Below are 23,061 nucleotides of genomic sequence, written 5' to 3'. Positions count from 1 at the left end.
CCCTGCTCCAGGGAAATGAGGCTACCCAAGTCATCTTGGTGGGCGATCACCAGATCGTTCCAGCGCTTGATGATGGCCGCGCGCTGCTTGGCCGCAACGCTGCGCCAGGCGGGGAAGGCAGCGTGGGCGGCGTCAAGGGCGGCCCGCGCTTCGGCAGCACCCGAATCGGGCACGGAGGCGATGACGGTGCCGGTGGCCGGGTCGGTCAGCCACCGAGCACAGTGTGCGCATCGACTGGTCGGCCATGCCGCCCGCCGGCCAGGGGCAGATGAAGGTGATCCGCCACGTTGGTCGCGCGGCGTAATTCCTGTCGGTGAAGCAGCCGGCGGTCTCCAAGACGCTGGCCGAAATCGAGAGCCTCTTTGGCCTGCCGCTGTTCGACCGGTCCACGCGCGGTACCGCGCCCACTCCGGCCGGCGCCAGCGTGGCGCACTTCGCCCGCTCGGTACTGGCAGGCTACGACCGCACGCGCGAAGAGATTGCTGCCGAGGCCAGCGGCGCGCGCGGCCGCACCCGCGTGGGCGCGATGGTCGTCGCCACGCCTGTGCTGCTGGCGCAGGCGGTGGAGCGGCTCAAGGCTCGGTCCAGCCGCACGACGGTGTTGATCGACGAGGGCGACCTGACACGGCTTTTGCCCAAGCTGCGGCTGGGCGAGCTGGATGTGTTCGTGGGCCGGCTGGAGCCGGGCTACGCCTCACCCGATCTGGAAACCGAGGCGCTGTACGACGACCCGATGGCGGCCGTGGTGCGCCCCGGCCACCTGCTGGCCGCCAGGCGCCGGGTATCGTGGACCGATGTGGCGGCCCAGCCCTGCGTGATGCCGCCGCCCTGGGCGTCGCTGCGCGTGAAGCTGGAGCAGCAGTTCTTCGCGCACGACCTGCACCCGCGGCTTGACATCGTCGAGTCGGCCTCGTTCTTCTCGCAGATCAGCTTTATCCACCAGCGCGGCGCGGTGGCCTTCATGGCGCGCACCGTGGCCCGGCATTGCGCGCAGCAGGGCATGGTGGCGGTGTTGAAGCTGCCGGTGCCGGTCGATTTGCCGCCGGTCGGCCTGATCACGCTGCGCGGGCAGGCCGTGACGCCCGTGACCGCGCTGCTGCTGGAATGCCTGCGCGAAGAGGCGGCGCAGATGCGGTGACGGCCTGCGCTCAGGGTGGCGTGCAGGCGGCATCCATCCCCGCCATGCCGGCCAGCTTCTGCAGCCGCGAGCGGTTGTCCAGGCAGGCCTGGTACTGCGCCTGCGCAGCTTGTTGCCTTGCTTGCTCGGCCTGCTGCTGCGCCAGCCGTGCGGCTTGCGCGCGGTCAGTCTGCAGTTGCGCGACGCGCTCGCGAATCTTCGGCATGGCGGCCAGCGCGGCCTTTTCGCCTTCCAGGATGGCGCTGGCACGTTGGCTGAAATCGGCCGAGCCGATGTCGAGCACCTGCGGGCGAATGATGACGTCGGCGCGCGCCAGCTCGGCTTGGCCGAGCTTCTGGCCCATGATGGCGATCGACTGGCCGAGCGTGCCCAGCAGATCGACCGGCGTCTTGCCGCGGGCCTTGTTGGAGATGTCCACCGCGACCACGATGTCGGCCCCCAACTGGCGTGCGGCATCGACCGGCACCGGGCTGACGACTCCGCCATCGACGAAGTGGAATGTGCCGATGGTCACCGGCTGGAACACGCCCGGCACGCTGCTGGATGCGCGCACCGCCTGGCCGGTGTTGCCGCGTGCGAAGACGGTGCGCTCGCCGTCTTCCAGCCGCGTCGCCACGGCCACGAAGGGCTTGGCCAGCTTTTCCAATGGCTGGTTGCGAACCTGCGCGTTGACATAGTCTTCGAGCTTCTGACCCAATACCAGCCCGCCCGACGACAGCTGCAGGTCGCGGATACTGGCTTCGTCCAGCGCCACGGCCTTTTCCTGCAGCTCGAACGCGTTCATGCCGCCGGCATACAGCGCGCCGACCACGCTGCCCGCGCTGGTGCCCGAGACAACGGCTGGCGCGAAGCCATTGGCCTCCAGCATCTTGATGACGCCGATGTGCGCGAAGCCCTTGGCCGCGCCGCCGCCCAGGGCGATGCCGATGCGCACGGGCGCCACGGCCGTGGCCGGCGTTGCGTTGAATGGGGTGATGGCCTCTGGCTGGGCGGAAGGTGCGGCGGGCGGTGCGCTGCCGCAAGCGACGAGGCCCACGGTCAAACCCAGATAGGCCAGGGGGCGCAACCAAGCTGTCAGGCGCATGCCGTGAATCCTGCTCTCATTTGAAAACGAGAGAGTCTATCGACACGCGCCATCGATTGCGCGGGTCGGCGTTTCAACCCTGGGCAATGCGCGCCGCAATGGCCTCACCCACCTGGGTGGTGTTGGCCGTGCCCCCTAAGTCCGGCGTCTTCGGCCCCGTCTTGATGACCTCTTCGATGGCGCTCACGATGGCGTCATGCGCCTGGCGCCCCGCGCCCTGGCCTTGCGTGAGGAAGTCCAGCATCAGCGCGCCCGACCAGATCATCGCGATCGGGTTGGCGATGTTTTTGCCATAGATGTCCGGTGCCGATCCGTGCACGGGCTCGAACAGGCTGGGGAACGTGCGTTCAGGGTTCAGGTTGGCCGAAGGGGCCAGGCCGATGGTGCCGGTAGTGGCAGGCCCCAGGTCGGAGAGGATGTCGCCGAACAGGTTGGTGGCAGCCACCACGTCAAAGCGCCCGGGCTGCAGCACGAAGCGGGCGGTGAGGATGTCGATGTGTTGCTTGTCGAGCGTGACTTCGGGGTAGCCCTGGGCCATGGCGTCGGCCCGGGAATCCCACCAGGGCATGCTGATGGCGATGCCGTTGCTTTTGGTGGCGAGCGTCACGTGTTTCTTTGCGCGGCTCTGGGCCAGCTCGAAGGCGTACTTCAGCAGGCGGTCGGCGCCCTTGCGGGAATAGACCGATTCCTGGATGACGATCTCGCGGTCGGTGCCCTCGTACATGATGCCGCCCAGCGACGTGTATTCGCCCTCGGTGTTCTCGCGCACGACGAAGTAGTCGATGTCGCCGGGCTTGCGGCCGGCCAGGGGGCAGGGCACGCCTTCGAACAAACGCACGGGGCGCAGGTTGACGTACTGATCGAACTCGCGGCGGAACTTGAGCAGCGAGCCCCAGAGAGAGATGTGGTCGGGCACGGTGGCGGGCCAGCCGACGGCGCCGAAGTAGATCGCGTCGAAGCCGCTCAGTTGGGCCTTCCAGTCGTCCGGCATCATCTGGCCATGGGCGGCGTAGTACTCGCAATGCGCCCAGTCGAATTCGGTCACTTGTAGGTCGATGCCGAAGCGCTCGGCCGCTGCGCGCAGCACGCGCAGGCCTTCGGGCATGACTTCCCTGCCGATGCCGTCGCCGGAGATCACGGCGATACGGGTGGAAAGGCTGGTGAGGGTGTTGGGATGTGCGGACATGTGCTGTGGCTCCTGTGGCTGTGTTGAAGTGGATTGTTGTGCAGTGCTCGCATTCATACAATGCCGCCCCCGTAGTCTCATTGTTCACACATCGTGCATAAACTGCCTGCCACAGACGACGTACGCGTCTATACCGTCGTTGCGCGCAAATCCAGCTTTGCCGATGCCGCGACCGAACTGGGCGTGTCGGCCGCCTACGTCAGCAAACGCATTCGCCTGTTGGAAGAGGATTTGGGCGTCAAGCTCTTGCACCGCACCACGCGCCGGGTGGTGGTGACGGAGGAGGGTGAGCGCGTCTTCCACTGGGCGCAGCGCATCCTGGACGATGTCGATCAGCTGCTGCAGGAAGTGGCCGTGACCCGGCGCGAGCCGCGCGGACTGCTGCGCGTGAGCAGCAGCTTCGGCTTCGGGCGGCGCGTGCTGGCGCCTGCGCTATCGCGGCTGGTGGAGCGGCACCCGGCGCTGCAGGTGCGGCTGGAGGTGCTCGACCGCCTGGTGGACGTGGCCGGCGAAGGGTTCGACCTGGACGTGCGCGTGGGCGATGAGATCGCGCCGCACCTGATCGCCCGGCGGCTGGCCAGCAACCACCGCGTGCTGTGCGCTGCGCCAGCGTACCTGGCACGGCACGGCACGCCGCGCACGGTGGCCGACCTGTCCGCCCACGACTGCCTGGTGATCAAGGAGCGTGACCACCCGTTCGGCGTGTGGCGGCTGCGCAGTGGCGCGGTGGAACACACGGTGAAGGTGCGCGGCCCGCTGTCGGCCAACAATGGCGAGATGGCCGTGCAGTGGGCGGTGGACGGGCGCGGCGTGGTGCTGCGGTCGCTGTGGGATGTGGGTGCGGATTTGGAGGCCGGCCGGCTGCAGCGCGTGCTGCCCGAGTGGCAGCAGGAGGCCAACATCTGGGCGGTGTACCCCACGCGGCTGGAGCGTTCCGCCAAGGTTCGCGTGTGTGTGGAATTCCTGCAGGAGATCTTCCGGCAGGGCGCATCGGATACCGCAGTCGATGCTATGAAAAAAGAAGCTGCTGGCGCTTGATCATCAGGCGGTTCAGAACGAAAACTATCTGAAGTCTTTGACAGCTAAGCGCTAGCAGCTATGTTTTTGGTAGTGCTGAAGGTTCAGCCAGCCAGCGCGGCCTTCACGGCGGCAGACACCTGGCCCATGTCGGCCTTGCCCGCCAGGCGCGTCTTGACCACGCCCATCACCTTGCCCATGTCGCCAGGGCCGGCTGCACCCAGCTCGGCCACGATGGCCTTCACGGCGGCCAGCGTTTCGTCGGCCGACATGCGCTCGGGCAGGTAGGCCTGCAGCACCACCAGCTCGGACTTTTCCTTGTCCGCCAGGTCTTGCCGATTCGCGCCTTCGAAGGCGGCAATGGAATCCTTGCGCTGCTTGATGAGCTTGTCCACGATGGCGACCACGGCCGCATCGTCCAGCGTCACGCGCTCGTCGACTTCCTTTTGCTTCATCGCGGCCAGCAGCAGGCGAATGGTGCCCAAGCGCTCGCTGTCCTTGGCGCGCATGGCGGTCTTCATGTCTTCGGTGATTTGTTCCTTGAGTCCCATGATGGCTTTCCTTGTATTTTTGATTTGATTGATCAGGCAAAGAAGAAGGGTTTGCACAAAGCCCCTCCGGCTAGGCGCAGCGCCGCAGACAGTAGCTGAGCTACGACAAGGTGCTGGAACGACGCCGGAGGGGCTTTTTGCAGACCCTCAAAACGACAAAAACCCGCGCTTGGCGTCCCTAGCGCGGGTTTTGCGGTTGCTGTCCGTAAAGGACGCAAACCGAAAGCGGTACTTAGTACAGCTTCTTGGGCAGCTGCATGCTGCGAACGCGCTTGTAGTGGCGCTTGACGGCCGCAGCCTTCTTGCGCTTGCGTTCCGACGTGGGCTTTTCGTAGAACTCGCGGGCGCGCAGGTCGGTCAGCAAGCCCAGTTTTTCAATGGTGCGCTTGAAGCGGCGCAGCGCCACGTCGAAGGGTTCGTTCTCTTTAACGCGAATGGTGGTCATCAGCTCAATATTTCCAAATTGTGCCGGCAGAGGGTTGTCAGGAGATCGAGCCTGAAAGCCGTACGCGGCGGGTTCCCCGTCTGTAACTAGTATTGGCCGACGGGGTTTGCCAGCAAAGCCGGAGATTATAGCGGGCTTATTTGGCGGGAGCTAATGCCCGATTGCGCATTCACCAAAAAGGTGCCAGTGGCTTGGAATTTGCTTCACCGTTGTGGGGCGCCGGGCATTGCCGCATTTCGCGCAAGGACAGCGCCTGTGCTCAAAATCAATGTCTCTGATGCAACGCATTTCCAGCTGGCTGGGCCGGCTCAGCGTGGGCCGCAAGCTCATGCTCATCTATCTGCTCGATCTGACCGCGGTCATCTACGTCTCGGGCATTCTCATCCACGAGAAATTCCTGGCCATCGATTTCGCGCGCAAGGAGATCGTCGGCACCGCCTACGCGTCGGTCGTGCGCGATGCGCTGATGGGCGCCTTCACGCCCGGCGACGGCGTACCGCCCACACTGGTGCTAGACCGCCTGATCGCCGTCCGCGCCGAGTACGACCAGCGCCTGAAGACCGCCGAGCCCGCAGCGCGGTTCGAAGCGCTGCTGCGCCAGTCCGTCGACGCCGACGCGTCGCCAGCCGCCATGCAGGTACACGCCGCAGCCCGTGGTGGATTGCTGCGTGAGGGGCGCGAGCTGCTCACCACCGTGGGCAACCAGTCCAACCTGATCCTGGACCCCGATCTGGACAGCTATTACGTGATGTCGCTCATCCTGCTGCGCTTTCCCGAACTGCTGCAGGTCACGCACGACACGGTCGGCTTTCTGACCCGGCCGGGCGGCAGCCAAAGCGCGCACCGGTCGGCCGAGTTGCTGACGCTGGCCGGTCGGCTCGACGCAGTGATGCTGGGCATCGACTCCGACTACAACCAAGCGTTCATTGCGGGCTCGCCCGCGTTGCGCTCTGCACTGGAGCAGCAGCGCGAGGGCCTGAAGGCGGCAGGCGCCGACTTTCAGGCGATGCTGCAGTCCATCGCCCAGGGCGAAACGCGCAGCGCGCTGGCCGATCTGCCCGACCGCCAGCGCGCGCTGCTGACCAACCTGCAGACCGCCTGGGAGCAGGGCACGCTGCGGCTCGACCAATTGCTTTTCACCCGGGTAGACGACCTCTTCGCGCGCATGTGGCTGCACCTGGGCACGGCCATGCTGCTGTTGGGCTGCATCCTGAGCCTGGTCACGCTGGTGGCGCGGCAGATCGCCAAGCCGCTGCAGCAACTGGCGCGCGTGGCCGACGAGGTGCGGCGCAGCGGCGACCACACGCTGCGCGCGCACTGGACGAGCCGCGACGAGATCGGCCGGCTGGTCACCGCGTTCAACGGCATGCTGGCGCAGCTCGACCGCGAGCGCGTGCTGCAGCAGGAGCTGGCCGCCAGCGCCCGTGCGGCCGAGGCGCAGCGCGAGCTGGTGGAGGCCTTCCCGATCCCGATGGTGGTCACCTCGGTGCCCGAACACGAAGTGCTGCATGCCAATGCGCCCGCCGGCCTGTGGCTCAACGGCAATGTGCGCGACCCCTGGCACCGGGGGCTGGAGCCGGGCGTGCGCGCGCGGTTCTTCCAGCGGCTGGCCGACCATGGCGTTGTCGATGAATTCGAGGTGCGCTGGAAGGGCAGCGCCGAGCCGCTCTGGGCCGTGCTGTCGGCGCGGCGTCTGCGCTTTCAGGGGCGCGACGCCATGCTGACGGCCTTCACGCCGATCAACGTGCTCAAGGTGATGGAGCAGCGGCTGGAGCTGTGGGCCAAGGTGTTCGAGGCATCGTCCGAGGGCATCATCATCATGACGGAAGACCAGAAGATCGTGAGCGTGAACAAGGCCTTCTGCCGCAGCACGCACTACGACTTCTACGAGGTGATCGGCGAAGACCTGTCCTTTCTGGTGGACGACGTGAGCGACCCGCCGCTGGGCACCGTCATCGCCTGCACGCTGCAGGACAAGGAATCGTGGCAGGGCGAAGTGCGCCTGCGCCGCCGCTCGGGCGACACCTATCCGGCGTGGCTGATGGTGTCGGCCGTGCGCGAAGGCGGCAAGGGCGGCGCCGTGGCCAACCACATCGGCATCGCCATCGACATCACCGACCGCAAGCGCAGCGAAGACCGCATCCAGTTCCTGGCGCACCACGACGTGCTGACCGAGCTGCCCAACCGGTCGCTGTGCGTGCAGCGGCTGCAGGCCGCGCTGGCCCAGGCCAGCGCCACCGGCGAGCGGGTGGCGGTGCTGTTCATCGACCTCGACCGCTTCAAGGCCATCAACGACACGCTGGGCCACCACATCGGCGACGGGCTGCTGCGCTCGGTGGCGGTCAGGCTGACGCAGGCCATGCGCCAGTGCGACACCGTCAGCCGGCTGGGTGGCGATGAATTCGTGATCGTCATGCCGGGCGTCGAAGGCCCGGCCCAGGTGCTGCAGGTTGTGGAGCAACGGTTGATTCCGGCAATTCGCCAGAGCCATCCGGTGCAAGGCCATGAACTGAATGTGTCGTGCAGCGTAGGCATTGCCGTATACCCCGAAGACGGCACCGACATCGACGAGCTGATGCGCCGCGCCGACGCTGCCATGTACGAGGCCAAGACCACCGGGCGCGACATGGCGCGGCTCTATTCGCTGGAGACCGATCAGCGCGTGCAGGCCCGCCAGGCGATGGAGCAGCAGCTGCGCCGCGCGCTGGAGCGCGATGAGCTGGAACTGCATTACCAGCCCCGCGTGGACACGCGCAGCGGCCGCCTGACCGGGCTGGAGGCCTTGCTGCGCTGGAACCACCCGGTGCTGGGCCAGGTGCTGCCGGGCGAATTCATTCCCATCGCGGAAGAGTCTGGCCTGATCCGCCCCATTGGCGCGTGGGTGATGGAGCAGGCCTGCGAGCAGTGGGCACGCTGGCAGCAGCCGGGCGATGCGACCACGGCGCTGGCGGGCCTGCCGGTGTCGGTCAACCTGTCGGCCGCACAACTGGCCGACGCACAGTTGGTGCCCGACTTGCGCCAGCTGCTGGCCCGCTGCGCCATGCCCGCGCAATGGCTGGAGCTGGAGCTGACCGAGTCGCAGCTGATGGAAAACGCCAGCGCCGCGCAGCAGCAACTGGCGGCGCTCAAGGCGCTGGGCGTGCAGTTGTCCATTGATGACTTCGGCACCGGCTATTCCAGCCTGGCCTACCTCAAGCGCTTCGACATCGACAAGCTGAAGGTGGACAAATCGTTCATCCGCGACATGCTCACCAGCCCGGCCGACATGGCCATCACCCGCGCCGTCATCGCCCTGGGCCATACGCTGGGCTTGAAGGTGGTGGCCGAAGGCGTGGAAGACTGGGCCACCGTGCAGGTGCTGGGCGCGCTGGATTGCGACGAGCTGCAGGGCTTTCATTTCAGCCGTGCGCTGCCGGTGGCGGCGCTGGCTGAATGGGCGAGCCACTACGGTGCCGAGCGGGTTGCCACGCCGCCGCAGGACGCTGCGGCCCGGTCATGAGCCGCCCGCGAATCGGCGGGCGCCTGCTCGCGCTGGTGCAAGCCATAGTCGCGCACCACGTTGGCCACCCGCAGGCGGTAGTCGGCAAACACGCCGGCGCGCCCGGCTGCCTGGGCGTGGCGGTGCTCTTCCCGCTGGCGCCATTGCGCCACGGCCTGCTCATCGCGCCAGAAAGACAGCGACAGCAGCTTGCCCGGCTGGGTCAGGCTTTCGAAGCGTTCGATGGAGACAAACCCGTCCATCGTCTCCATCGTGCCGCGCAGCGCGGCCGCCGTGTCCAAATAGGTTTGCCGGCCGTCTGCTGCGGGCACCACCTCGAAAATTACGGCGATCATGGTGTGGGCCTTGACGCACCGGTCTGCGCGACCGGTGTCGCCGCCAGGCCGAAGGTGCCGTCGACCACTTGGGTGAAGCTGCGCTGCTCGCGCAAGATGAAGCGCCCGCGCTGCGCCCGCTCGAAGTTGGCGCGGCCCTCGGGGTCGCTGCGCAGGCGTTGGCGATAGGCCTCGTAAGCCGCCAGGCTGTCGAAGGCGATCAGGCCCCAGGCTTCGTAGTTGGTGCCCTCCGACGGAACGAAGTAGCCCACCAGATGGCCGCCGCAGCGGGGAATGATGCGGCCCCAGTGCTCGGCGTATTCGCGAAAGGCGTCGATCTGGAAGGGGTCTATTTCGTAGCGGATGAAGCAGGTGATGGTCATGCAATGCGCTCCTGGGCAAGTGGTGCCGTGGTGTGAATGAACGCCATCGTGCGGCCGCAGCCCTGTTCATGCTTCGCTGCAGAACGAAGCATGGACGCCGCGCTTTGCCGCACACTGCGGGCCATGAACACCAACCGCATCGCGCATGTGGCGGCCCTGGTCGGCGAGCCCGCGCGCACCGCCATGTTGCTGGCGCTGATGGACGGGCGCGCACTCACCGCCCGCGAGCTGGCGGATGCCGCGCACATCTCGCCCGCAACGGCCAGCCGCCACCTGGGCCTGCTGGTCGAAGCCGCGCTGCTGCGTGTGGAGCAGCAGGGCCGGCACCGCTACCACCGTCTCGCGTCGCCTGAGGTGGCGCGGGTGCTGGAAGGTTTGATGCAGCTGTCGGCGTCTTCCTCCGAACGAGCAGCCCGGCCTGTGGTGGTCGGCCCGCGCGACGCGGCCCTGCGCACGGCGCGCACCTGCTACGACCACATCGCTGGCCGTCTGGGCGTGGCCATTGCGGGCCATCTGCTGGACGAAGGGGCGATGGTGTTCGATGACGAAGCCGGCTCCGGCCATACGACGGATCGCGCCGCGCCGGCTTTGCAGCGCCTGGGCCTGGGCGCCGCTGCGCTGGCCGGCAGCACCACCGGGCGCCGCCCGCACTGCCGCCCCTGCCTGGACTGGAGCGAGCGACGCATGCACCTGGCCGGGCGGCTGGGCGCGATGATCTGCCAGCATGGCCTGGACAGCGGCTGGCTGCTGCGCGGGCAGGGCACGCGCGCACTGGCCATCACGCCGCGCGGCGCCGCCCATCTGCGCGACTGGCTGGGCCACGCGCGCTGGCGCGACGTGGCCGGCGACTGATGGGATGGCTCGTCAGGCCGCCGGCAGGGCTTGCGCGCAGGCATGGGCGCTAGCCCACGCCCACTGGAAGTTGTAGCCCCCCAGCCAGCCGGTGATGTCCACCACCTCGCCGATGAAGTACAGCCCCGGCTGTGTGGTCGATTCCATCGTCTGCTGCGACAGCGCACGCGTGTCGATGCCGCCCAGCGTCACCTCGGCCTTCTTGTAGCCCTCGGTGCCGGTGGGGGTCAGCTCCCATCGGGCCAGCTGGTCGGCCAGGCGTGCCAGGGCTTTGTCCGATGCCTCGTTGATGGGGCGTTGCCAGTCCGCGCTCTGCTGCGCCCAGGTGTCGGCCAGCCGGCTCGGCACCAGCGTGGCGAGTTCGTTGGCGATCAGTTTCTTGGAGCGGGCCTTGCCCTGTGCCAGCGCGTCGGCCCAGTCGGTGCCGGGCGCCAAGTCGATGGCCAGTGGCGTGCCCGGCTGCCAGTAGCTGGAGATCTGCAGCACGGCCGGCCCCGACAGGCCCCGGTGCGTGAACAGCAGGTCTTCCAGGAAGGCGGTGCGCTGTTTCTTTGCCCCGGTCGAGATCTCGACCGGCAATGCCAGGCCGGAGAGTTGCGCGTACGGCGCCCAGGCGTCGCCATCGAAGGTGAGCGGCACCAGGCCCGGGCGCCGCTCCACCAGCGGAATGCCGAACTGCTGCGCCAGCCGGTAGCCGAAGTCGGTGGCGCCGATCTTCGGAATGGACAGCCCGCCCGTGGCAATCACCAGGCTGCGCGCGGTGATGTGACCACGGTCACTATTGATTTGATAGCTGCCTGCGCTTGATACATCAGCGCTAGAGGCCAAAAACGCTATATTTTTCACCGCACACGGTTGCCAGCGCTCCACGCCACCCGCCGCGCATTCGGCCAGCAGCATTTTGATCAGGTCTTCGGCCGATCGGTCGGCGAACAGCTGGCCCTTGTGCTTTTCATGGTGGCCGATGCCGTGGCGGTCCACCAGTGCGATGAAATCTGCCGGCGTGTAGCGCGAGAGGGCCGAGCGCGCGAACTGCGGGTTCTGCCCAACGAAGTGCTTGTGCGGTGCGCGCACGTCCAGGTCGCGGTTGGTGAAGTTGCAGCGCCCGCCGCCCGATATGCGGATCTTCTCGGCCACCTTCTCTGCATGGTCGATCAGCAGCACCTTCAAGCCGCGCTGGCCGGCCTGCGCAGCGCAGAAAAGGCCGGCGGCGCCCGCGCCGATGATCACGGCGTCGAAGTGCCTCACGCTGTCCGCTGTGTTCATGAAGGCCACTATCCCTTCCACGTGAACGGAAACTTCAGCTGCTTCATGAAGCCGTTGGGCACGTAGTCGCCCAGCACGCCGTAGTGCTCTGGCCAGAGCTTGGTGCTCTTGACGGCGGTGCCGAAGGCGTAGTCGATGAAGGCGAAGTGCGCGGCGTAGTTCTTGTCCAGCGCCTCCTGGTCCTGGCTGTGGTGCCAGTGGTGGAAGTTGGGCGTGACCAGCACGTAGCGCAGCGGCCCCAGGCGCACGCTCACGTTGGCGTGGTTGAACACGGCCTGAAAGCCGACGATGACGATGTAGGCGTCGATCACTTCCTTGGAAAAGCCGAGCACGTAGATCGGCGCCAGCACCAGCGTGCGCGTGATGATCAGCTCCAGGATGTGCTGGCGCGAGCCCGCCATCCAGTCCATGCTTTTGACGCTGTGGTGCACGGCATGCAGGCGCCACAGCACCGGCACCTCGTGATAGGCGCGGTGCGTCCAGTACTGCACCAGGTCGGCCACCAGCACGATGAGAAACAGCGCCACCCAGAAGTTCAGCCCCTGCACCCAGCCGCGAATGCCGTCGCTCGCGGCCCAGCCGAAGAACTTGTGCACCATCAGGTTGGTGGCCAGCAGCACGAAGCCCACCACCATGTGGTTGACTATGAAGTGATGGAAGTCGCACTGCCACTCGGGCCGGAAGATGGGCTGGTCGCGCCGCAGCGCGAACAGCTTCTCGATGAAGATGAAGATGAGCGCGCTGCCCAGCAAATCGAGGATGAACCAGTCCAGCCCGATATACGGCGTGCCGTCGGCAAAGTCGTGCACAGGCACCTTGTGGCCGCCCATCATGGCGGCGGACACCACCAGCAGAAAGGCCGCGGCCGACAGCCAGCGCGAGCGGTTGAACAAGATGTTGACCAGCGACAGCCCGCCCGCGACGACCAGCGCAACGAAGAGGATGGTGCGGATCACGTCCACGTCGTAGCTCTTGCGCAGCTGCGGCGTGGTCAGGTACTGCGGAAAGTGGAACGCGATGACGCCCAGCAGGCACAGAATGCCCAGCGACAGTGCGATCACGCCGGTCACGATGCCCTTGCCGGGCCGCAGGGCGCCGTGGCTCTGCGTGAAGTCATTCAGTTTGTCGAGCATGTGTCGAAAGCCGCCTCTGAAAAAGAATGGGCGCGAGTGTAGCGAAGCCGCATCAGCGCGGTGCTGCCGCCACGGTGCGCTCCTAAAATTGACGAATGACAATGAACATCCCCGCGCACCAGCTCAGCATGACCGTGCTGATGTCTCCCGACATGGCGAACTTTTCGGGCAACGTGCACGGGGGCGCCGTGCTCAAGCTGCTCGACCAGGTGGCCTATGCCTGCGCATCGCGCTATTCGGGCTGCTACACCGTCACGCTCAGCGTGGACCAGGTGACCTTTCTGCAGCCCATCCATGTGGGCGAGCTGGTGAGCTTTCTGGCCAGCGTGAATTACACCGGCACCTCGTCGATGGAAGTGGGCGTGAAGGTGGTGGCCGAAGAGATTCGCACGCAGATCGTGCGCCACGTGAACAGCTGCTTTTTCACCATGGTGGCGGTGGACGAAGCGCGCAAGCCGACGGCCGTGCCGCCGCTGTCGCCCTCCACACCCGATGAACGCCGCCGCTGGGCTGCCGCGCTGCTGCGCAAGGAGCTGCGGCGCGAGCAGGCCGCGCGCTTCGAGCAGGTGCGGCTGGAAGCGGCGGGGCAGGCGGGTAGCTGAACGCCTGGCTGCGCTACGGCGATTACGCAGTCGCCCGGCTGCGGCCGGCCAGCGACACAGCCTGCAGCGACAGGCTGTCGATCTCGCTGGTGATGCCCGACAGCACATTCGCCACCACGGCGAATTCACGGCCGTGCTGGCCGGCGCGCGCCGCCATCACCTGCGCGTTGAAGCTCACCACCTTGGCTTCGCGCGCCACGGTCTGAATGGACGCGACGATGCTCGACAGCTCCTTCATCATCGAGTCGGATCGCGCCTTGGCAGCGCTGTCGAAGGCCGTGGTCGCGGTGTTGAGCGCTTCCAGCACGCCGTCGGTGCCTGCCACCAGCTGCGCCAGCGCGGCCTCGGCGCGGGGGCTGGCCTCTTCAGCCAGGCCCAAGGTAGTTTCGACCTGGCGGGCGAAAGCGTTGATGGCAGCGGCCACGCCGCGCGGGCCGGTGTAGGCGTCGCGCACCGCGCGGGCGCTGGTCTCGTCCAGCAGGCGCGGTGTGTCCAGCAGCGTGGCCTGGCTGTCGGTAAACAGCGCCAGCGTCTTGCGCGCGGCCTGCAGGTGACTGGCGCTGCCGCCCGTGGCCAGCACGGTCTGCAACACCATGCGCTGCGACAGCATGCGCTGGCGGGCCGCCAGGTTCACCAGGGAAATGCCGGAGTCGCGGGAGGTCATGCGATGGGACTTTCTATGTGAACCGTGTCAGATGGGCAGCGTGCGACGGGGGTCGCGGCTGGATGCAGAAACGAAATAGCCTCTGTCAGCGAACGTGCCGCATCGGCAAAGGCGCAGCCGAGGCAACGCCGGGCGCTTGCGTGCCCTGCGCCTCAGCCACGCCGCTCACCACGTCGCCGATCACGATCACCGAGGGGCTGGCGAGCTTTTCGCGCTCGATGGTGGCGTGCAGGTCGGCCAGCGTGGTCACCGCGTGGCGCTGGTTCGGCAGGCTGACGTGCTGGATGACGACCACCGGCGTGCTGCCGGGCAGTCCGGTCAGTAGTTCGTCCTGAATATGTTGTGCGCTGCTCACGCCCATGTAGATCACCAGCGTCAGGCGGGCATCGCGAGCCGTGGTGGCCAACTGGCGCCAGTCGGTGCCAGCATCGCCCGGCTTGGCATGGCCGGTGACGAAGATCACGCCGTGTGCGTGTTCGCGGTGGGTGAGCGGCGTGCCCAGCAGCGTCATGCCGGCCAGGCCCGCGGTGATGCCGTTGATGACCGACACCTCGATGCCGGCGGCGCGCAGGTGCTCCACCTCTTCGCCGCCGCGCCCAAAGATGAACGGATCGCCACCCTTCAGGCGCACCACCTTTTCGCCTTCGTTCACGGCCATCACCATCAGCTTTTCGATGAAGGCCTGCGGCGTGCTTTTGCAGCCGCCGCGCTTGCCCACGTGCACGATGCGGGCGTTGGGCGAGGCATGCGCCACAACCTCGTCGCTGACCAGGTCGTCCACCAGCAGCACCGTAGCCGTCTGAATGGCCTTGAGCGCTTTGAGCGTGAGCAGTTCCGGATCGCCCGGGCCGGCGCCCACCAGCGTGCAGGTGCCGCGCACAGCGCAGGTGCCTGCAACGTCGTAAGGGTGGGTCGGGCGGGTCATGGGCGTGTCTCCATCGTGATTTGAGTGCTGGTATGCAAGATGTGTTCCACCTGACGTGCCAGCGCAGCCGGCACGGGCAGGTCGCCCGCCAGCACGCGGCGGGTGTAGTCGGCCGTGGTCTGCACGTCGATTGCCAAGGGCAGGCCCGCCACTTCCGACGCGGTGCCGGGCTGCTGTTCGTCCAGCAGCTGTTGCACACCCCCGACGAACGCGTCGTAGCGCGGCGTGCGGCGCGGGTCGGCCGCCACTTCGCCTTCCAGCCCGCGCGATAGCAGTGCGTTCATGCCCAACGTGGTGAACGTGGTGCACAGCATGTCGAAATATTCAGGATGCGTGTAGCTGGCCACGACCAGTGCCGGGCCGTCGCAGGGGTTCATCAGCTTGGTCACGCTGTGGCCGGGGTTGCGCAGGCCCACCACCTCGCGCGCGGCCAGCAGGCGGGCCAGGCCCGCATGCAGCCGATCGGTGTGGATATGCGCCACCGTGCCGTTTGCTATCTTTTCAGGAGCTATAAGCGCTGGTATATCAAGCGCTTCAAGCACATCTGATGCCAAGATGCGGCGTGCTTCAGTGCGCATGCCGTGCAGCAGCACGGGCAGGCCCTCGCGCGCCAGCAGCAGCGCCAGCAGCGGCGTCAGCACTGGCAGCTTGCGCGCGCCGTTGTAGCTGGGCAGCACGACGACCGGCGCATCGCAGGCCGGCACGCGGTCCAGCCGCGCATGCACGGCGTCGAGAAAGCCGCACATCTCGTCGGCGGTTTCGCCCTTGATGCGCATGGCGATGCAGAAGGCGCCGATCTCCAGGTCGGTAACCTGGCCGTCGAGCACCTGGCCGAACAAGTCGGCTGCTTGCGCGCGGTCGAGCGGCTTGGCGCCGCGTGCGCCGCGGCCGATTTCCTTGAGGTATTGGCTGATGCCCATGGCGGCTTGGCTGGAAAAAGAGAATGGAGAAAAGGATGAGGAAAACGGATCGCGGGCGCGGATTGTCCCGCAGGTCAGATAACCAGCCGTTATAAGCCGCCGTTTTGTCGCACTGCGTTGGCCGTTCCGCGTTTCTTCAGGCCGGCTGCAGCAAGCCCGCCGCCCCCACCGGCGCCGTGGCGCGCACCATGCGCTTGAGTTCGGGCACGCACGAGCCGCATTGCGTGCCGCAGCGCAGCGCGCCCTGCAGCTGCGCCAGGCGCTCTGCGTCGGTGCCGCGGCAACTCGCCAGTTGGGTGTTGATGGACATGTCGGTGACGTTCAGGCACACGCACACCGGCTTGCCGCGCGACTGCACCGCCACGGGCGGCTTGATGCTGGGCACCAGCAGCATGCGGCCGTAGGCCTGCGCGGGCAGCTCTTCTTGCAGCAACGTGCGCATCCAGGCGGCCGAGCGCGTGTCGCCGCCCAGCAGCACGGCCTGCAGCGTGGTGCCGCCGCCGGGTTGCTTCATCAACCGAGCGGTGCGGTGCTGGCCGTGGCGGCGGTCCACGTAGCGCACGGCCTCGGGCACCGTCAGGCCCAGCAGGCCTTCGATGCGGGTGAGCAGGTCGCCCTCGGGCGGGTCGTAGGCCGCGCCGCGCAGCAGCACGCCGGTGCGCGGCGTGCCGTCAGTGCCGGCGCTGGAAAAAGGCACGCAGCTGGCAAAAGGCAGCTCGCGCATCAGCGCGGCCAGTTGCTGGCGCGCGGCCAGGGCATCTTCCTGCGGCAGCCAGGCCATGGCCAAAAGGTTCCAGGGCAGCTCGGCCTTCAACACCTTCACGGCGGCGTGCTTGAGCTCAGGCTGCTTGGAGGTGGGGCAGTAGTCGGACGTGGTCAGCGCGTTCACGCCCGCCAGCGGCTGGCCGGTGGACGAGCGCCCGCCCAAATATTCGCCGCCCCAGTGCATGGCCATGAAGACCTGCTGCGGCACCAGCGTGGCATCGGGCTGCACGGGCACCACGATGGAGCCGCGTTTGCTGGTCACGTGCACCAGCTCGCCGGCCTGCCAGCCGCGCTGGGCCATGTCGGCGGGGTTCATCTGCAGGCTGGGCTCGGCCACATGGCCGAACAGGCGGCCCAGCGTGCCGGTGCGGCTCATGCCGTGCCATTGGTCGCGCAGGCGGCCGGTGGTCAGGCTGAACGGAAAGCGCGATTCGCGCGGCTCCGCCACCGGGCGCCAGGCGTGGGCGGCAAAGCGCGCGCGGCCATCGGCGGTAGGGAACACGCCGTCTTCATAGAGGCGTGCCTTGCCCTGCGCAGCGCCCTCGGGCAGCGGCCACTGCTGCGGGCCGCGTTCTTCCAGCAGGCTCCACGACAGGCCGGTGATGTCCAGGTCACGCCCGCGCGTGCTGTCGCGGTGCTCTTGCCAGATCGCTTCGGCGCCGGCGGCTTCGTCGTCGGTGGTGTAGGGAAAGAGCGTGGGCGCGCCCGGGCGCAGGCGCGCTTCGAGTAGGCGGGCGAACTGCACCGCGGCGGCCCAGTCGTGGCGGGCCTCGCCGGGTGCGGCGATGGCCGGGCGCACGCGCGAGATGCGGCGCTCGCTGTTGGTGACGGTGCCGATCTTCTCGCCCCAGCTGGTGGCGGGCAGCAGCAGGTCGGCAAAGCCGCAGGTGGCGGTGGTGGAAAAGGCCTCCTGCACCACGACGAACTCGGCACGCTCGAGCGCGCGGCGCACGGTGGCCTGGTCGGGCATGCTCTGCGCGGGGTTGGTGCAGGAAATCCACAGGGCCTTGATCTCACCGTCGGCCGCGGCCTGGAACATCTCGATGGCCGTCTTGCCGGGCTGGGCGGGCACGTCGGCCACGCCCCAATACGCGGCTACCTCGGCGCGGTGCTGGGCGTTGCCCAGGTCGCGGTGGGCCGACAGCAGATTGGCCAGGCCGCCCACTTCGCGCCCGCCCATGGCGTTGGGCTGGCCGGTCAACGAGAACGGGCCCGCGCCGGCGCGGCCGATCTGCCCGCAGGCCAGGTGCAGGTTGATGAGCGCGCCGTTCTTGGCCGTGCCGCTGCTGCTCTGGTTCAGGCCCATGCAATACAGGCTGAGCGTGCGCTGGCGCGTGCCCGGTGCCTTGGCGTCCACACCGGCAAACCAGCGCGCGGCGGTCACGATGTCGTCCTGCGGCAGCCCGCACACCTCGGCCGCGTGGGCGGGCGTGCAGCCCTGCACCAGCGCCTGCAGCGCGCCGAAGCCGCTGGTGTGCTGGTCGATGTAGCCCTGGTCGACCCAGCCTTCGCGCAACATCACGTGCAGCATGGCGTTGAACAGCATCACGTCAGTGCCGGGCAGCAGCGGCAAGAACAGGTCGGCTGTGCCGGCCGTGTCGGTGCGGCGCGGGTCGACCACGATGACCTTCATGCGCGGGTTGGCGGCGCGGGCGTCCTCGATGCGGCGAAACAAAATGGGGTGCGCCCACGCGGCGTTGCTGCCGGCGATGAACAGGCACTGCGTGTGGTTCACGTCGTCGTAGCAGGCGGGCGGCGAATCGGCACCCAGCGTGGACTTGTAGCCGGCCACCGCGCTGCTCATGCACAGGCGCGAATTGGTGTCGATGTTGTTGGTGCCGATCAGGCCCTTGGCCAGCTTGTTGAAGACGTAATAGTCCTCGGTCAGCAACTGGCCCGATACGTAAAAGCCCACCGCGTCGGGGCCGTGCTGCGCGATCACGTCGCCGAAGCGGCCGGCGGCCGTTTGCAGCGCTGCATCCCAGCCGATCGCCTGGGGCGCCGCGCCCCGCTGGGCGCGCAGTTGCGGGCGCAGCAGGCGCGTCTGCATGGTGACGGCGCTGCTGGCCGTCAGGTGCAGCGTAGAGCCCTTGGTACACAGCCGGCCAAAGTTGGCGGGGTGGTCGGGGTCACCGCGCACGCCGGTAATGGCCGCGCCGTCGGACTCGATGATCACGCCGCAGCCGACGCCGCAATAGGGGCAGGTGGAACGGGTTGCTTGCATGCGGATGGGTGTGGGTTTTGAGTGTTTTAGGGCTCTAGCGCTTATGTATCAAGCGCTGGTAGCTATTGTTTTTATAGTGTTCGACCGGTTGGCGGGCTTCAGCCCTTCACGGCGGCATAGAGGCCGGTGACCTGGTCCATCACGGCCAGCAGGTTCTCGCTGGCGACGAACACGTCGGGCAGCGCCCGGCCGCCGTCGGTGCCGGCCTGAATGCGTTGCAGCGCGGCGTTGAAGAACACCCATTGGCCGTCGGCCAGCTGCAGCTCTTGCAGGATGCGCGGCGTGGCCTGCGGGGCGCTGCGCAGCGTCTGCATGGCCTGCAGGAATTCGGTGCGCGAGCGCGTGATCTCGGCTTGCGCTCCAGCTGCGTCCACTCGCAGCGCGGCGGCCAGGCAGAACTTGGCCATGCGCTGGCTCAGCATGCGCTGGCGGCCCGCGATGTTGACCAAGTGGCCCACCGGCTGCGCCTGCGCGGCTTCGTATTGCACCGTGCCCTGATGAGCCAGCGCCAGCACCCGCGCATCGGCCTGCAGCAGGGCAGGGGCGGCAGCAGGGGACGCGGCAGCGCCCACCAAGGCCTGCCGGTAGGTGGCCCAGGCAGCCTCCAGCTCGGTGTAGGTGCTGCGGATCTCGGCCGTGGGGGCGTAGGCCTTCAAGGCGGCCAATTGCCGCTCGAACAGCGCCACGGAGCGGTCGAGCACCGTGCGCGCCTGCACGCCTTCCACGCCCAGCGTCAGCGCCAGCCAGGCCTTGGCCATGCGCTGGCTCAGCATGCGCTGGCGGCCGGCCTGGTTGATGGCGTCGTTCAGGTCGGCCACGGCGGGGGCTGCCCAGACGGTGTTCGGCAGCAGGGCGACGGCACACAGTGCGCCGGCTGCCCGCAGCACGGTGCGGCGCTGGGTGGACGGTACTTCGAAGGCGTGGTGCGTGGAGGTCATGGCGGCTCAGCTGCTGACGGTGAGGTGGGGCGTGCCAGTGGCCGCTTCGGGCGTGTCGGCCTGGGCATCGGGTGGTGCTTCGGCTGGTGCGTCCGGCGGCGGCTCGCCGAACATCAGCGCGTCGCGGATCTCGGCAATCGTCATGCCTTCGCGCAGCAGGCGCCAGTACCAGCTGCCGTCCGCGGTGTCGCCGTAGAGGCACGCGCCCACCAGTCGGTCGTTCTTGAGCACCAGCTTCTTGTAGACGCCGCCCGAAGGGTCGCTCATCACGATTTCTTCGGTGCCTTCGCCGCCCTGGAAGTCGCCCGCGCTGAACAGGTCGATGCCCGTCACCTTCAGCTTGGTGGACACCAGCGAGCCCTGGTAGCGGCCGATGCCGTGCTCGGCCAGGTGGTTGGCCAGCACCTTGCCCTGCTCGAACAGCGGCGCCACCAGCCCGTAGGCGATGCCCCGGTGCGCGGCGCATTCGCCCACGGCGTAGATGCGCGGGTCGGTCACAGTCTGCAGGGTGTCGCTGACGACGATGCCGCGGTTGACGTGCAGGCGCATCTTTTCGGCCAGCTGCGTGTTGGGGCGAATGCCCACCGCCATCACCACCAGTTGGGCGGGCACTTCGGTGCCGTCCTTGAAGCGCACGGCGCGCACCCGGCCGCCCCGGCCTTCGTCTGCGTCGCCCAGCAGCTCCTGCGTCTGCGCCTTCAGCAGGAAGTGCAGGCCGCGCTGCTCCAGTGCGTCCTGCAGCAGGCCGGCGGCTGCGTCGTCCAGCTGGCGCTCCAGCAGCCAGTCGCCCACGTGCACCACGGTCACGTCCATGCCGCGCTTCATCAGGCCGTTCGCGGCCTCCAGGCCCAGCAGCCCGCCGCCGATCACCACTGCCTGGCGGTATCGCGTGGCGGCGTCGATCATGGCTTCGGTGTCGGCGATATCGCGGTACGCCAGCACGCCCTGCAGGTCTTTGCCCGGCACGGGCAGCATGAACGGGTTGGAGCCGGTGGCCAGAATCAGGCGGTCGTATTCAGCGCTCACGGCCTCGCCCGCCGCATTGGTGGCATGCACCACGCGACGTTTGCGGTCCACCTCGCTCACCGTGCAGCCGCTGTGCAGGGTGATGCCGTTGTCTTCGTACCAGGACCAGTCGTTGAGGATGATTTCATCCAGCGTCTGTTCGCCCGCCAGCACGGGCGACAGCAGGATGCGGTTGTAGTTGGGGTGCGGCTCGGCACCGAACACCGTGATGTCGTACAGGCCGGGCGCGTTTTTCAGCAGTTCTTCCAGCGTGCGCACGCCGGCCATTCCGTTGCCCACCATCACCAAGCGGGGTTTATCCGTCATCGCTTTTTCCATCCTGGTCAGGCCAAAAAAAAGGCGCCCTCACGGGATGCCTAGCCATCGCTGGCCGGACACCCGTGGGGACGCCTTCGTCCTGCCTGCCCCGCTTCCGCCATTGGATGGGGCAGGCTGTGCAACCGCTAGCGGCCGCACAGGGATTGAAGCAATGGTTGTGCCAGTGGAGGCATCTGGGTGCCCTATGGGCCAAATTGGCCGCTAGCGCTTATCCATAAAGGGCTGTTAGCTATGAAATAAATAGCTTTTTGCACCCGTTGAATCGCAGCGGTAGGCGACTTGACCGCCTGGCTGCACCGTGGCGGTGCAGGCTATGGTGCGCTGCACAAAGGCTGAGGTATGCAACGAAAAAGGGTGGCCGAAGCCACCCTGGTATGCGTTGCCGAAGTTCGCCTGCGTCGGCGCGCCTCAGGACTTGCTGTGCCGCTCAGGCGATGGTCAGTTGCGTGGCACGGTTGACTGGCACCACCTTGGCAAGCACCAAGGTCAGCACGCCGTTTTCCAGCTTGGCCGAGCTCGCTGCTGCGTCGATTTCTTCGGGCAGCTCCCAGCCGCGCTGCACCTGGCGTGGCGCACCTTCGACGCTGGACAGGCGCACCTGGCTACCGTCGATGGTGATGGACAGCTGATCGCGCGACAGGCCCGGCACGTCGAGTTGCAGGGTGACGGTCTTGTCGTCCTGGGTCACCTGCGTGCCGGCCGCAGCGGGCGAGGCCAAGGCGTTGTGGAGAAACCGTTGCAGCGCCTGGTCGGCATTGCGTGGGGTGTGAAAGGCTGCGCGGCGAACGACGGGGGCGAAAATCATGAATAACTCCTGTTGATGAGAATTGGCGGCTGTTGATCAATGTTGTCGATCAATGCTGTTGATTGCTGGCCGCTTGCATCGAACATGCGATCCCCGTCGAGCTTTTCAAGGGGATTTTTTTGGTCCCGATGCAGTCGTTTTTGAAGCCGTATGAACCTGCTCCTGTCAGACCGCTCTGACGGACATTGCCGCAGTCCTTACACGTTGACGCAGTGCAGCAAGTCGGCATGCGCCGTCACAATGCTTGCTCTGACAGGAACCCTTTGCCCATGACTCTTTCGCACCGTCCCCGTCACCCCAACCGCCCTGCGCTGGCCCTGGCCGCCGTTGCATGCACCTTGTTGGCAGGCTGTGCCAGCATGCACGATTCGATGCCTGGCCTGGCGGGCGCCACCCGGTTCGACCCCGACGACTTCGACAGCGCCAGCGTGCACACCCGTCACATCAACGCGCCGCAGAAGCAGGCGTGCGAGGCCGCCCGGCGCGCCTTGCTCAGCCAGGGCTATCTGGTGAATACCGCCACAGACGAAGTGGTGGCGGGCCGCAAGTATTTCCAGCCCTCCACCGACATTCACTATGAAGTCGAAATGCGCGTGGTCTGCGCGGCAGAGGGCGGCGATACGGGCCGCACCGCCGCCTTCGCCAGTGCGCTGCAAGATCGATACGTCATCAAGAAGATCAACAACTCCGCCTCGCTGGGCGTGGGTGCCTTGGGATCACTTTCACTGCCCGTGTCCGCGTCGGACGACACGTTGGTGAAGGTGGGCAGCGAGACGGTCACCGACAAGCGCTTCTACGAACGCTTCTTCCAGCTCTTTGACCGTTACGTGCGCCCGGCACCGCCCCCCGCCGCCACGGCCACGGGCGTGACCCCCATGGTGGCGCGGCCAGAGCCCTTGCCAGAAGAGCGCCTGCCGCCGGACGCGGCGCCCGCCGCAGCGGCAGCGGCAGCGGAAGAACCCGCGCGCTAACGCCGCACCCTGCGACAAGGCCGCGCCGAACCAGG

Annotated in this window: 21 protein-coding genes and 1 pseudogene; 6 read left to right on the top strand and 16 right to left on the bottom strand. The window is 67.3% G+C overall.

Annotated elements, in window-relative coordinates:
• Positions 1–305 (bottom strand): aldehyde dehydrogenase family protein (locus tag RQI28_RS19270; protein ID WP_311224271.1); only part of this gene is annotated, 305 nt, incomplete at its 3' end.
• Between the two features lie 8 nt (positions 306–313).
• Between RQI28_RS19270 and RQI28_RS19265 the strand changes: the two genes are divergently transcribed.
• The gene (locus RQI28_RS19265) at positions 314–1,138 is read left to right on the top strand and encodes a LysR family transcriptional regulator (RefSeq protein ID WP_311224243.1); all 825 of its coding nucleotides are present in this window, start codon (positions 314–316) and stop codon (positions 1,136–1,138) included.
• 10 nt (positions 1,139–1,148) lie between these two features.
• Here the strand turns inward: RQI28_RS19265 and RQI28_RS19260 are convergent, their stop codons facing one another.
• A complete protein-coding gene (locus RQI28_RS19260) occupies positions 1,149–2,222 on the bottom strand; it encodes a patatin-like phospholipase family protein (protein ID WP_311224244.1) in 1,074 nt (357 codons plus the stop codon).
• A gap of 73 nt (positions 2,223–2,295) precedes the next feature.
• Positions 2,296–3,408: a tartrate dehydrogenase gene (locus RQI28_RS19255; protein WP_311224245.1), complete on the bottom strand. Its 1,113-nt coding sequence runs from the start codon at positions 3,406–3,408 to the stop codon at positions 2,296–2,298.
• A gap of 93 nt (positions 3,409–3,501) precedes the next feature.
• Here RQI28_RS19255 and RQI28_RS19250 point away from each other — a divergent pair, with 93 nt between their 5' ends.
• Complete coding sequence (locus RQI28_RS19250; RefSeq protein WP_311224246.1) at positions 3,502–4,446, top strand: LysR family transcriptional regulator; 945 nt, start codon at positions 3,502–3,504, stop codon at positions 4,444–4,446.
• A gap of 83 nt (positions 4,447–4,529) precedes the next feature.
• Here RQI28_RS19250 and RQI28_RS19245 read toward each other — a convergent pair whose 3' ends face one another.
• On the bottom strand, positions 4,530–4,976 hold the full coding sequence (locus tag RQI28_RS19245; protein ID WP_311224247.1) for a GatB/YqeY domain-containing protein: 447 nt from the start codon (positions 4,974–4,976) through the stop codon (positions 4,530–4,532).
• Between the two features lie 232 nt (positions 4,977–5,208).
• Complete coding sequence (gene rpsU, locus RQI28_RS19240; RefSeq protein WP_069103317.1) at positions 5,209–5,421, bottom strand: 30S ribosomal protein S21; 213 nt, start codon at positions 5,419–5,421, stop codon at positions 5,209–5,211.
• Between the two features lie 268 nt (positions 5,422–5,689).
• Here rpsU and RQI28_RS19235 point away from each other — a divergent pair, with 268 nt between their 5' ends.
• Complete coding sequence (locus RQI28_RS19235) at positions 5,690–8,920, top strand: EAL domain-containing protein (RefSeq protein WP_311224248.1); 3,231 nt, start codon at positions 5,690–5,692, stop codon at positions 8,918–8,920.
• Here the strand turns inward: RQI28_RS19235 and RQI28_RS19230 are convergent.
• Complete coding sequence (locus RQI28_RS19230; protein WP_311224249.1) at positions 8,866–9,255, bottom strand: antibiotic biosynthesis monooxygenase; 390 nt, start codon at positions 9,253–9,255, stop codon at positions 8,866–8,868. The two genes, RQI28_RS19235 and RQI28_RS19230, sit on opposite strands and share 55 nt — an antisense overlap.
• Entirely contained in the window at positions 9,252–9,617 is a 366-nt protein-coding gene (locus tag RQI28_RS19225; RefSeq protein WP_311224250.1) for an NIPSNAP family protein, read from the bottom strand. Before RQI28_RS19225 ends, RQI28_RS19230 begins: the two co-directional genes overlap by 4 nt.
• Before the next feature lie 123 nt (positions 9,618–9,740).
• Here RQI28_RS19225 and RQI28_RS19220 point away from each other — a divergent pair, with 123 nt between their 5' ends.
• Positions 9,741–10,469, top strand: coding sequence for a helix-turn-helix transcriptional regulator (locus RQI28_RS19220; protein ID WP_311224251.1), 729 nt, complete (start codon positions 9,741–9,743; stop codon positions 10,467–10,469).
• Positions 10,470–10,481: 12 nt separating this feature from the next.
• Here RQI28_RS19220 and RQI28_RS19215 read toward each other — a convergent pair whose 3' ends face one another.
• Positions 10,482–11,735: an NAD(P)/FAD-dependent oxidoreductase gene (locus tag RQI28_RS19215; protein ID WP_311224252.1), complete on the bottom strand. Its 1,254-nt coding sequence runs from the start codon at positions 11,733–11,735 to the stop codon at positions 10,482–10,484.
• Between the two features lie 8 nt (positions 11,736–11,743).
• Positions 11,744–12,868, bottom strand: a complete 1,125-nt coding sequence (locus RQI28_RS19210; RefSeq protein WP_311224253.1) for a sterol desaturase family protein — start codon at positions 12,866–12,868, stop codon at positions 11,744–11,746.
• A 101-nt stretch (positions 12,869–12,969) separates the two neighbouring features.
• On the opposite strand from RQI28_RS19210, the gene RQI28_RS19205 reads away from it, so the two are divergent.
• Positions 12,970–13,470 carry an acyl-CoA thioesterase gene (locus RQI28_RS19205; RefSeq protein WP_311224272.1) on the top strand — a complete coding sequence of 167 codons (501 nt, stop codon included), beginning with the start codon at positions 12,970–12,972 and terminating at the stop codon, positions 13,468–13,470.
• A 22-nt stretch (positions 13,471–13,492) separates the two neighbouring features.
• On the opposite strand, the gene RQI28_RS19200 is transcribed toward RQI28_RS19205, so the two are convergent.
• The 7 genes and pseudogenes from RQI28_RS19200 to RQI28_RS19170 all read right to left on the bottom strand — a co-directional run bounded on the left by RQI28_RS19200 (position 13,493) and on the right by RQI28_RS19170 (position 22,055).
• Positions 13,493–14,134 (bottom strand): type IV pili methyl-accepting chemotaxis transducer N-terminal domain-containing protein, encoded by a 642-nt coding sequence (locus RQI28_RS19200; RefSeq protein WP_311224254.1) that lies wholly within the window; start codon positions 14,132–14,134, stop codon positions 13,493–13,495.
• Between the two features lie 85 nt (positions 14,135–14,219).
• Positions 14,220–15,059 (bottom strand): uroporphyrinogen-III C-methyltransferase, encoded by an 840-nt coding sequence (cobA, locus tag RQI28_RS19195; RefSeq protein WP_311224255.1) that lies wholly within the window; start codon positions 15,057–15,059, stop codon positions 14,220–14,222.
• Positions 15,056–15,979, bottom strand: a complete 924-nt coding sequence (ybiB, locus tag RQI28_RS19190; protein WP_311224256.1) for a DNA-binding protein YbiB — start codon at positions 15,977–15,979, stop codon at positions 15,056–15,058. Before ybiB ends, cobA begins: the two co-directional genes overlap by 4 nt.
• A gap of 136 nt (positions 15,980–16,115) precedes the next feature.
• A complete protein-coding gene (locus RQI28_RS19185) occupies positions 16,116–18,968 on the bottom strand; it encodes a molybdopterin-dependent oxidoreductase (RefSeq protein WP_311224257.1) in 2,853 nt (950 codons plus the stop codon).
• 98 nt (positions 18,969–19,066) lie between these two features.
• Entirely contained in the window at positions 19,067–19,906 is an 840-nt protein-coding gene (locus RQI28_RS19180) for a type IV pili methyl-accepting chemotaxis transducer N-terminal domain-containing protein (RefSeq protein WP_311224258.1), read from the bottom strand.
• Positions 19,907–20,008: 102 nt separating this feature from the next.
• Positions 20,009–21,238: pseudogene (locus RQI28_RS19175) on the bottom strand (NAD(P)/FAD-dependent oxidoreductase); the annotation flags it as partial.
• Between the two features lie 439 nt (positions 21,239–21,677).
• Positions 21,678–22,055 carry an Hsp20/alpha crystallin family protein gene (locus RQI28_RS19170; RefSeq protein WP_311224259.1) on the bottom strand — a complete coding sequence of 126 codons (378 nt, stop codon included), beginning with the start codon at positions 22,053–22,055 and terminating at the stop codon, positions 21,678–21,680.
• Between the two features lie 269 nt (positions 22,056–22,324).
• Here RQI28_RS19170 and RQI28_RS19165 point away from each other — a divergent pair, with 269 nt between their 5' ends.
• Positions 22,325–23,026 (top strand): DUF2242 domain-containing protein, encoded by a 702-nt coding sequence (locus tag RQI28_RS19165; protein ID WP_311224260.1) that lies wholly within the window; start codon positions 22,325–22,327, stop codon positions 23,024–23,026.
• The last annotated feature ends 35 nt before the right edge of the window (positions 23,027–23,061 follow it).

The sequence above is a fragment of the Acidovorax sp. WCS2018Noco2-16 genome (genome assembly GCF_031843945.1).
In the GTDB taxonomy this organism is placed as follows: domain Bacteria; phylum Pseudomonadota; class Gammaproteobacteria; order Burkholderiales; family Burkholderiaceae_C; genus Paracidovorax.
Note: the sequence above shows the minus strand (reverse complement) of the source record. Positions and strands in the feature narration are given on the sequence as shown.

Coding starts and splice junctions, on each gene's coding strand:
- RQI28_RS19260 (WP_311224244.1), bottom strand. CDS start 2,222: ATGCGCCTGACAGCTTGGTTGCGCCCCCTGGCCTATCTGGGTTTGACC.
- RQI28_RS19255 (WP_311224245.1), bottom strand. CDS start 3,408: ATGTCCGCACATCCCAACACCCTCACCAGCCTTTCCACCCGTATCGCC.
- RQI28_RS19245 (WP_311224247.1), bottom strand. CDS start 4,976: ATGGGACTCAAGGAACAAATCACCGAAGACATGAAGACCGCCATGCGC.
- rpsU (WP_069103317.1), bottom strand. CDS start 5,421: ATGACCACCATTCGCGTTAAAGAGAACGAACCCTTCGACGTGGCGCTG.
- RQI28_RS19235 (WP_311224248.1), top strand. CDS start 5,690: ATGTCTCTGATGCAACGCATTTCCAGCTGGCTGGGCCGGCTCAGCGTG.
- RQI28_RS19230 (WP_311224249.1), bottom strand. CDS start 9,255: ATGATCGCCGTAATTTTCGAGGTGGTGCCCGCAGCAGACGGCCGGCAA.
- RQI28_RS19225 (WP_311224250.1), bottom strand. CDS start 9,617: ATGACCATCACCTGCTTCATCCGCTACGAAATAGACCCCTTCCAGATC.
- RQI28_RS19220 (WP_311224251.1), top strand. CDS start 9,741: ATGAACACCAACCGCATCGCGCATGTGGCGGCCCTGGTCGGCGAGCCC.
- RQI28_RS19215 (WP_311224252.1), bottom strand. CDS start 11,735: ATGAACACAGCGGACAGCGTGAGGCACTTCGACGCCGTGATCATCGGC.
- RQI28_RS19210 (WP_311224253.1), bottom strand. CDS start 12,868: ATGCTCGACAAACTGAATGACTTCACGCAGAGCCACGGCGCCCTGCGG.
- RQI28_RS19205 (WP_311224272.1), top strand. CDS start 12,970: ATGAACATCCCCGCGCACCAGCTCAGCATGACCGTGCTGATGTCTCCC.
- RQI28_RS19200 (WP_311224254.1), bottom strand. CDS start 14,134: ATGACCTCCCGCGACTCCGGCATTTCCCTGGTGAACCTGGCGGCCCGC.
- cobA (WP_311224255.1), bottom strand. CDS start 15,059: ATGACCCGCCCGACCCACCCTTACGACGTTGCAGGCACCTGCGCTGTG.
- ybiB (WP_311224256.1), bottom strand. CDS start 15,979: ATGGGCATCAGCCAATACCTCAAGGAAATCGGCCGCGGCGCACGCGGC.
- RQI28_RS19185 (WP_311224257.1), bottom strand. CDS start 18,968: ATGCAAGCAACCCGTTCCACCTGCCCCTATTGCGGCGTCGGCTGCGGC.
- RQI28_RS19180 (WP_311224258.1), bottom strand. CDS start 19,906: ATGACCTCCACGCACCACGCCTTCGAAGTACCGTCCACCCAGCGCCGC.
- RQI28_RS19170 (WP_311224259.1), bottom strand. CDS start 22,055: ATGATTTTCGCCCCCGTCGTTCGCCGCGCAGCCTTTCACACCCCACGC.
- RQI28_RS19165 (WP_311224260.1), top strand. CDS start 22,325: ATGACTCTTTCGCACCGTCCCCGTCACCCCAACCGCCCTGCGCTGGCC.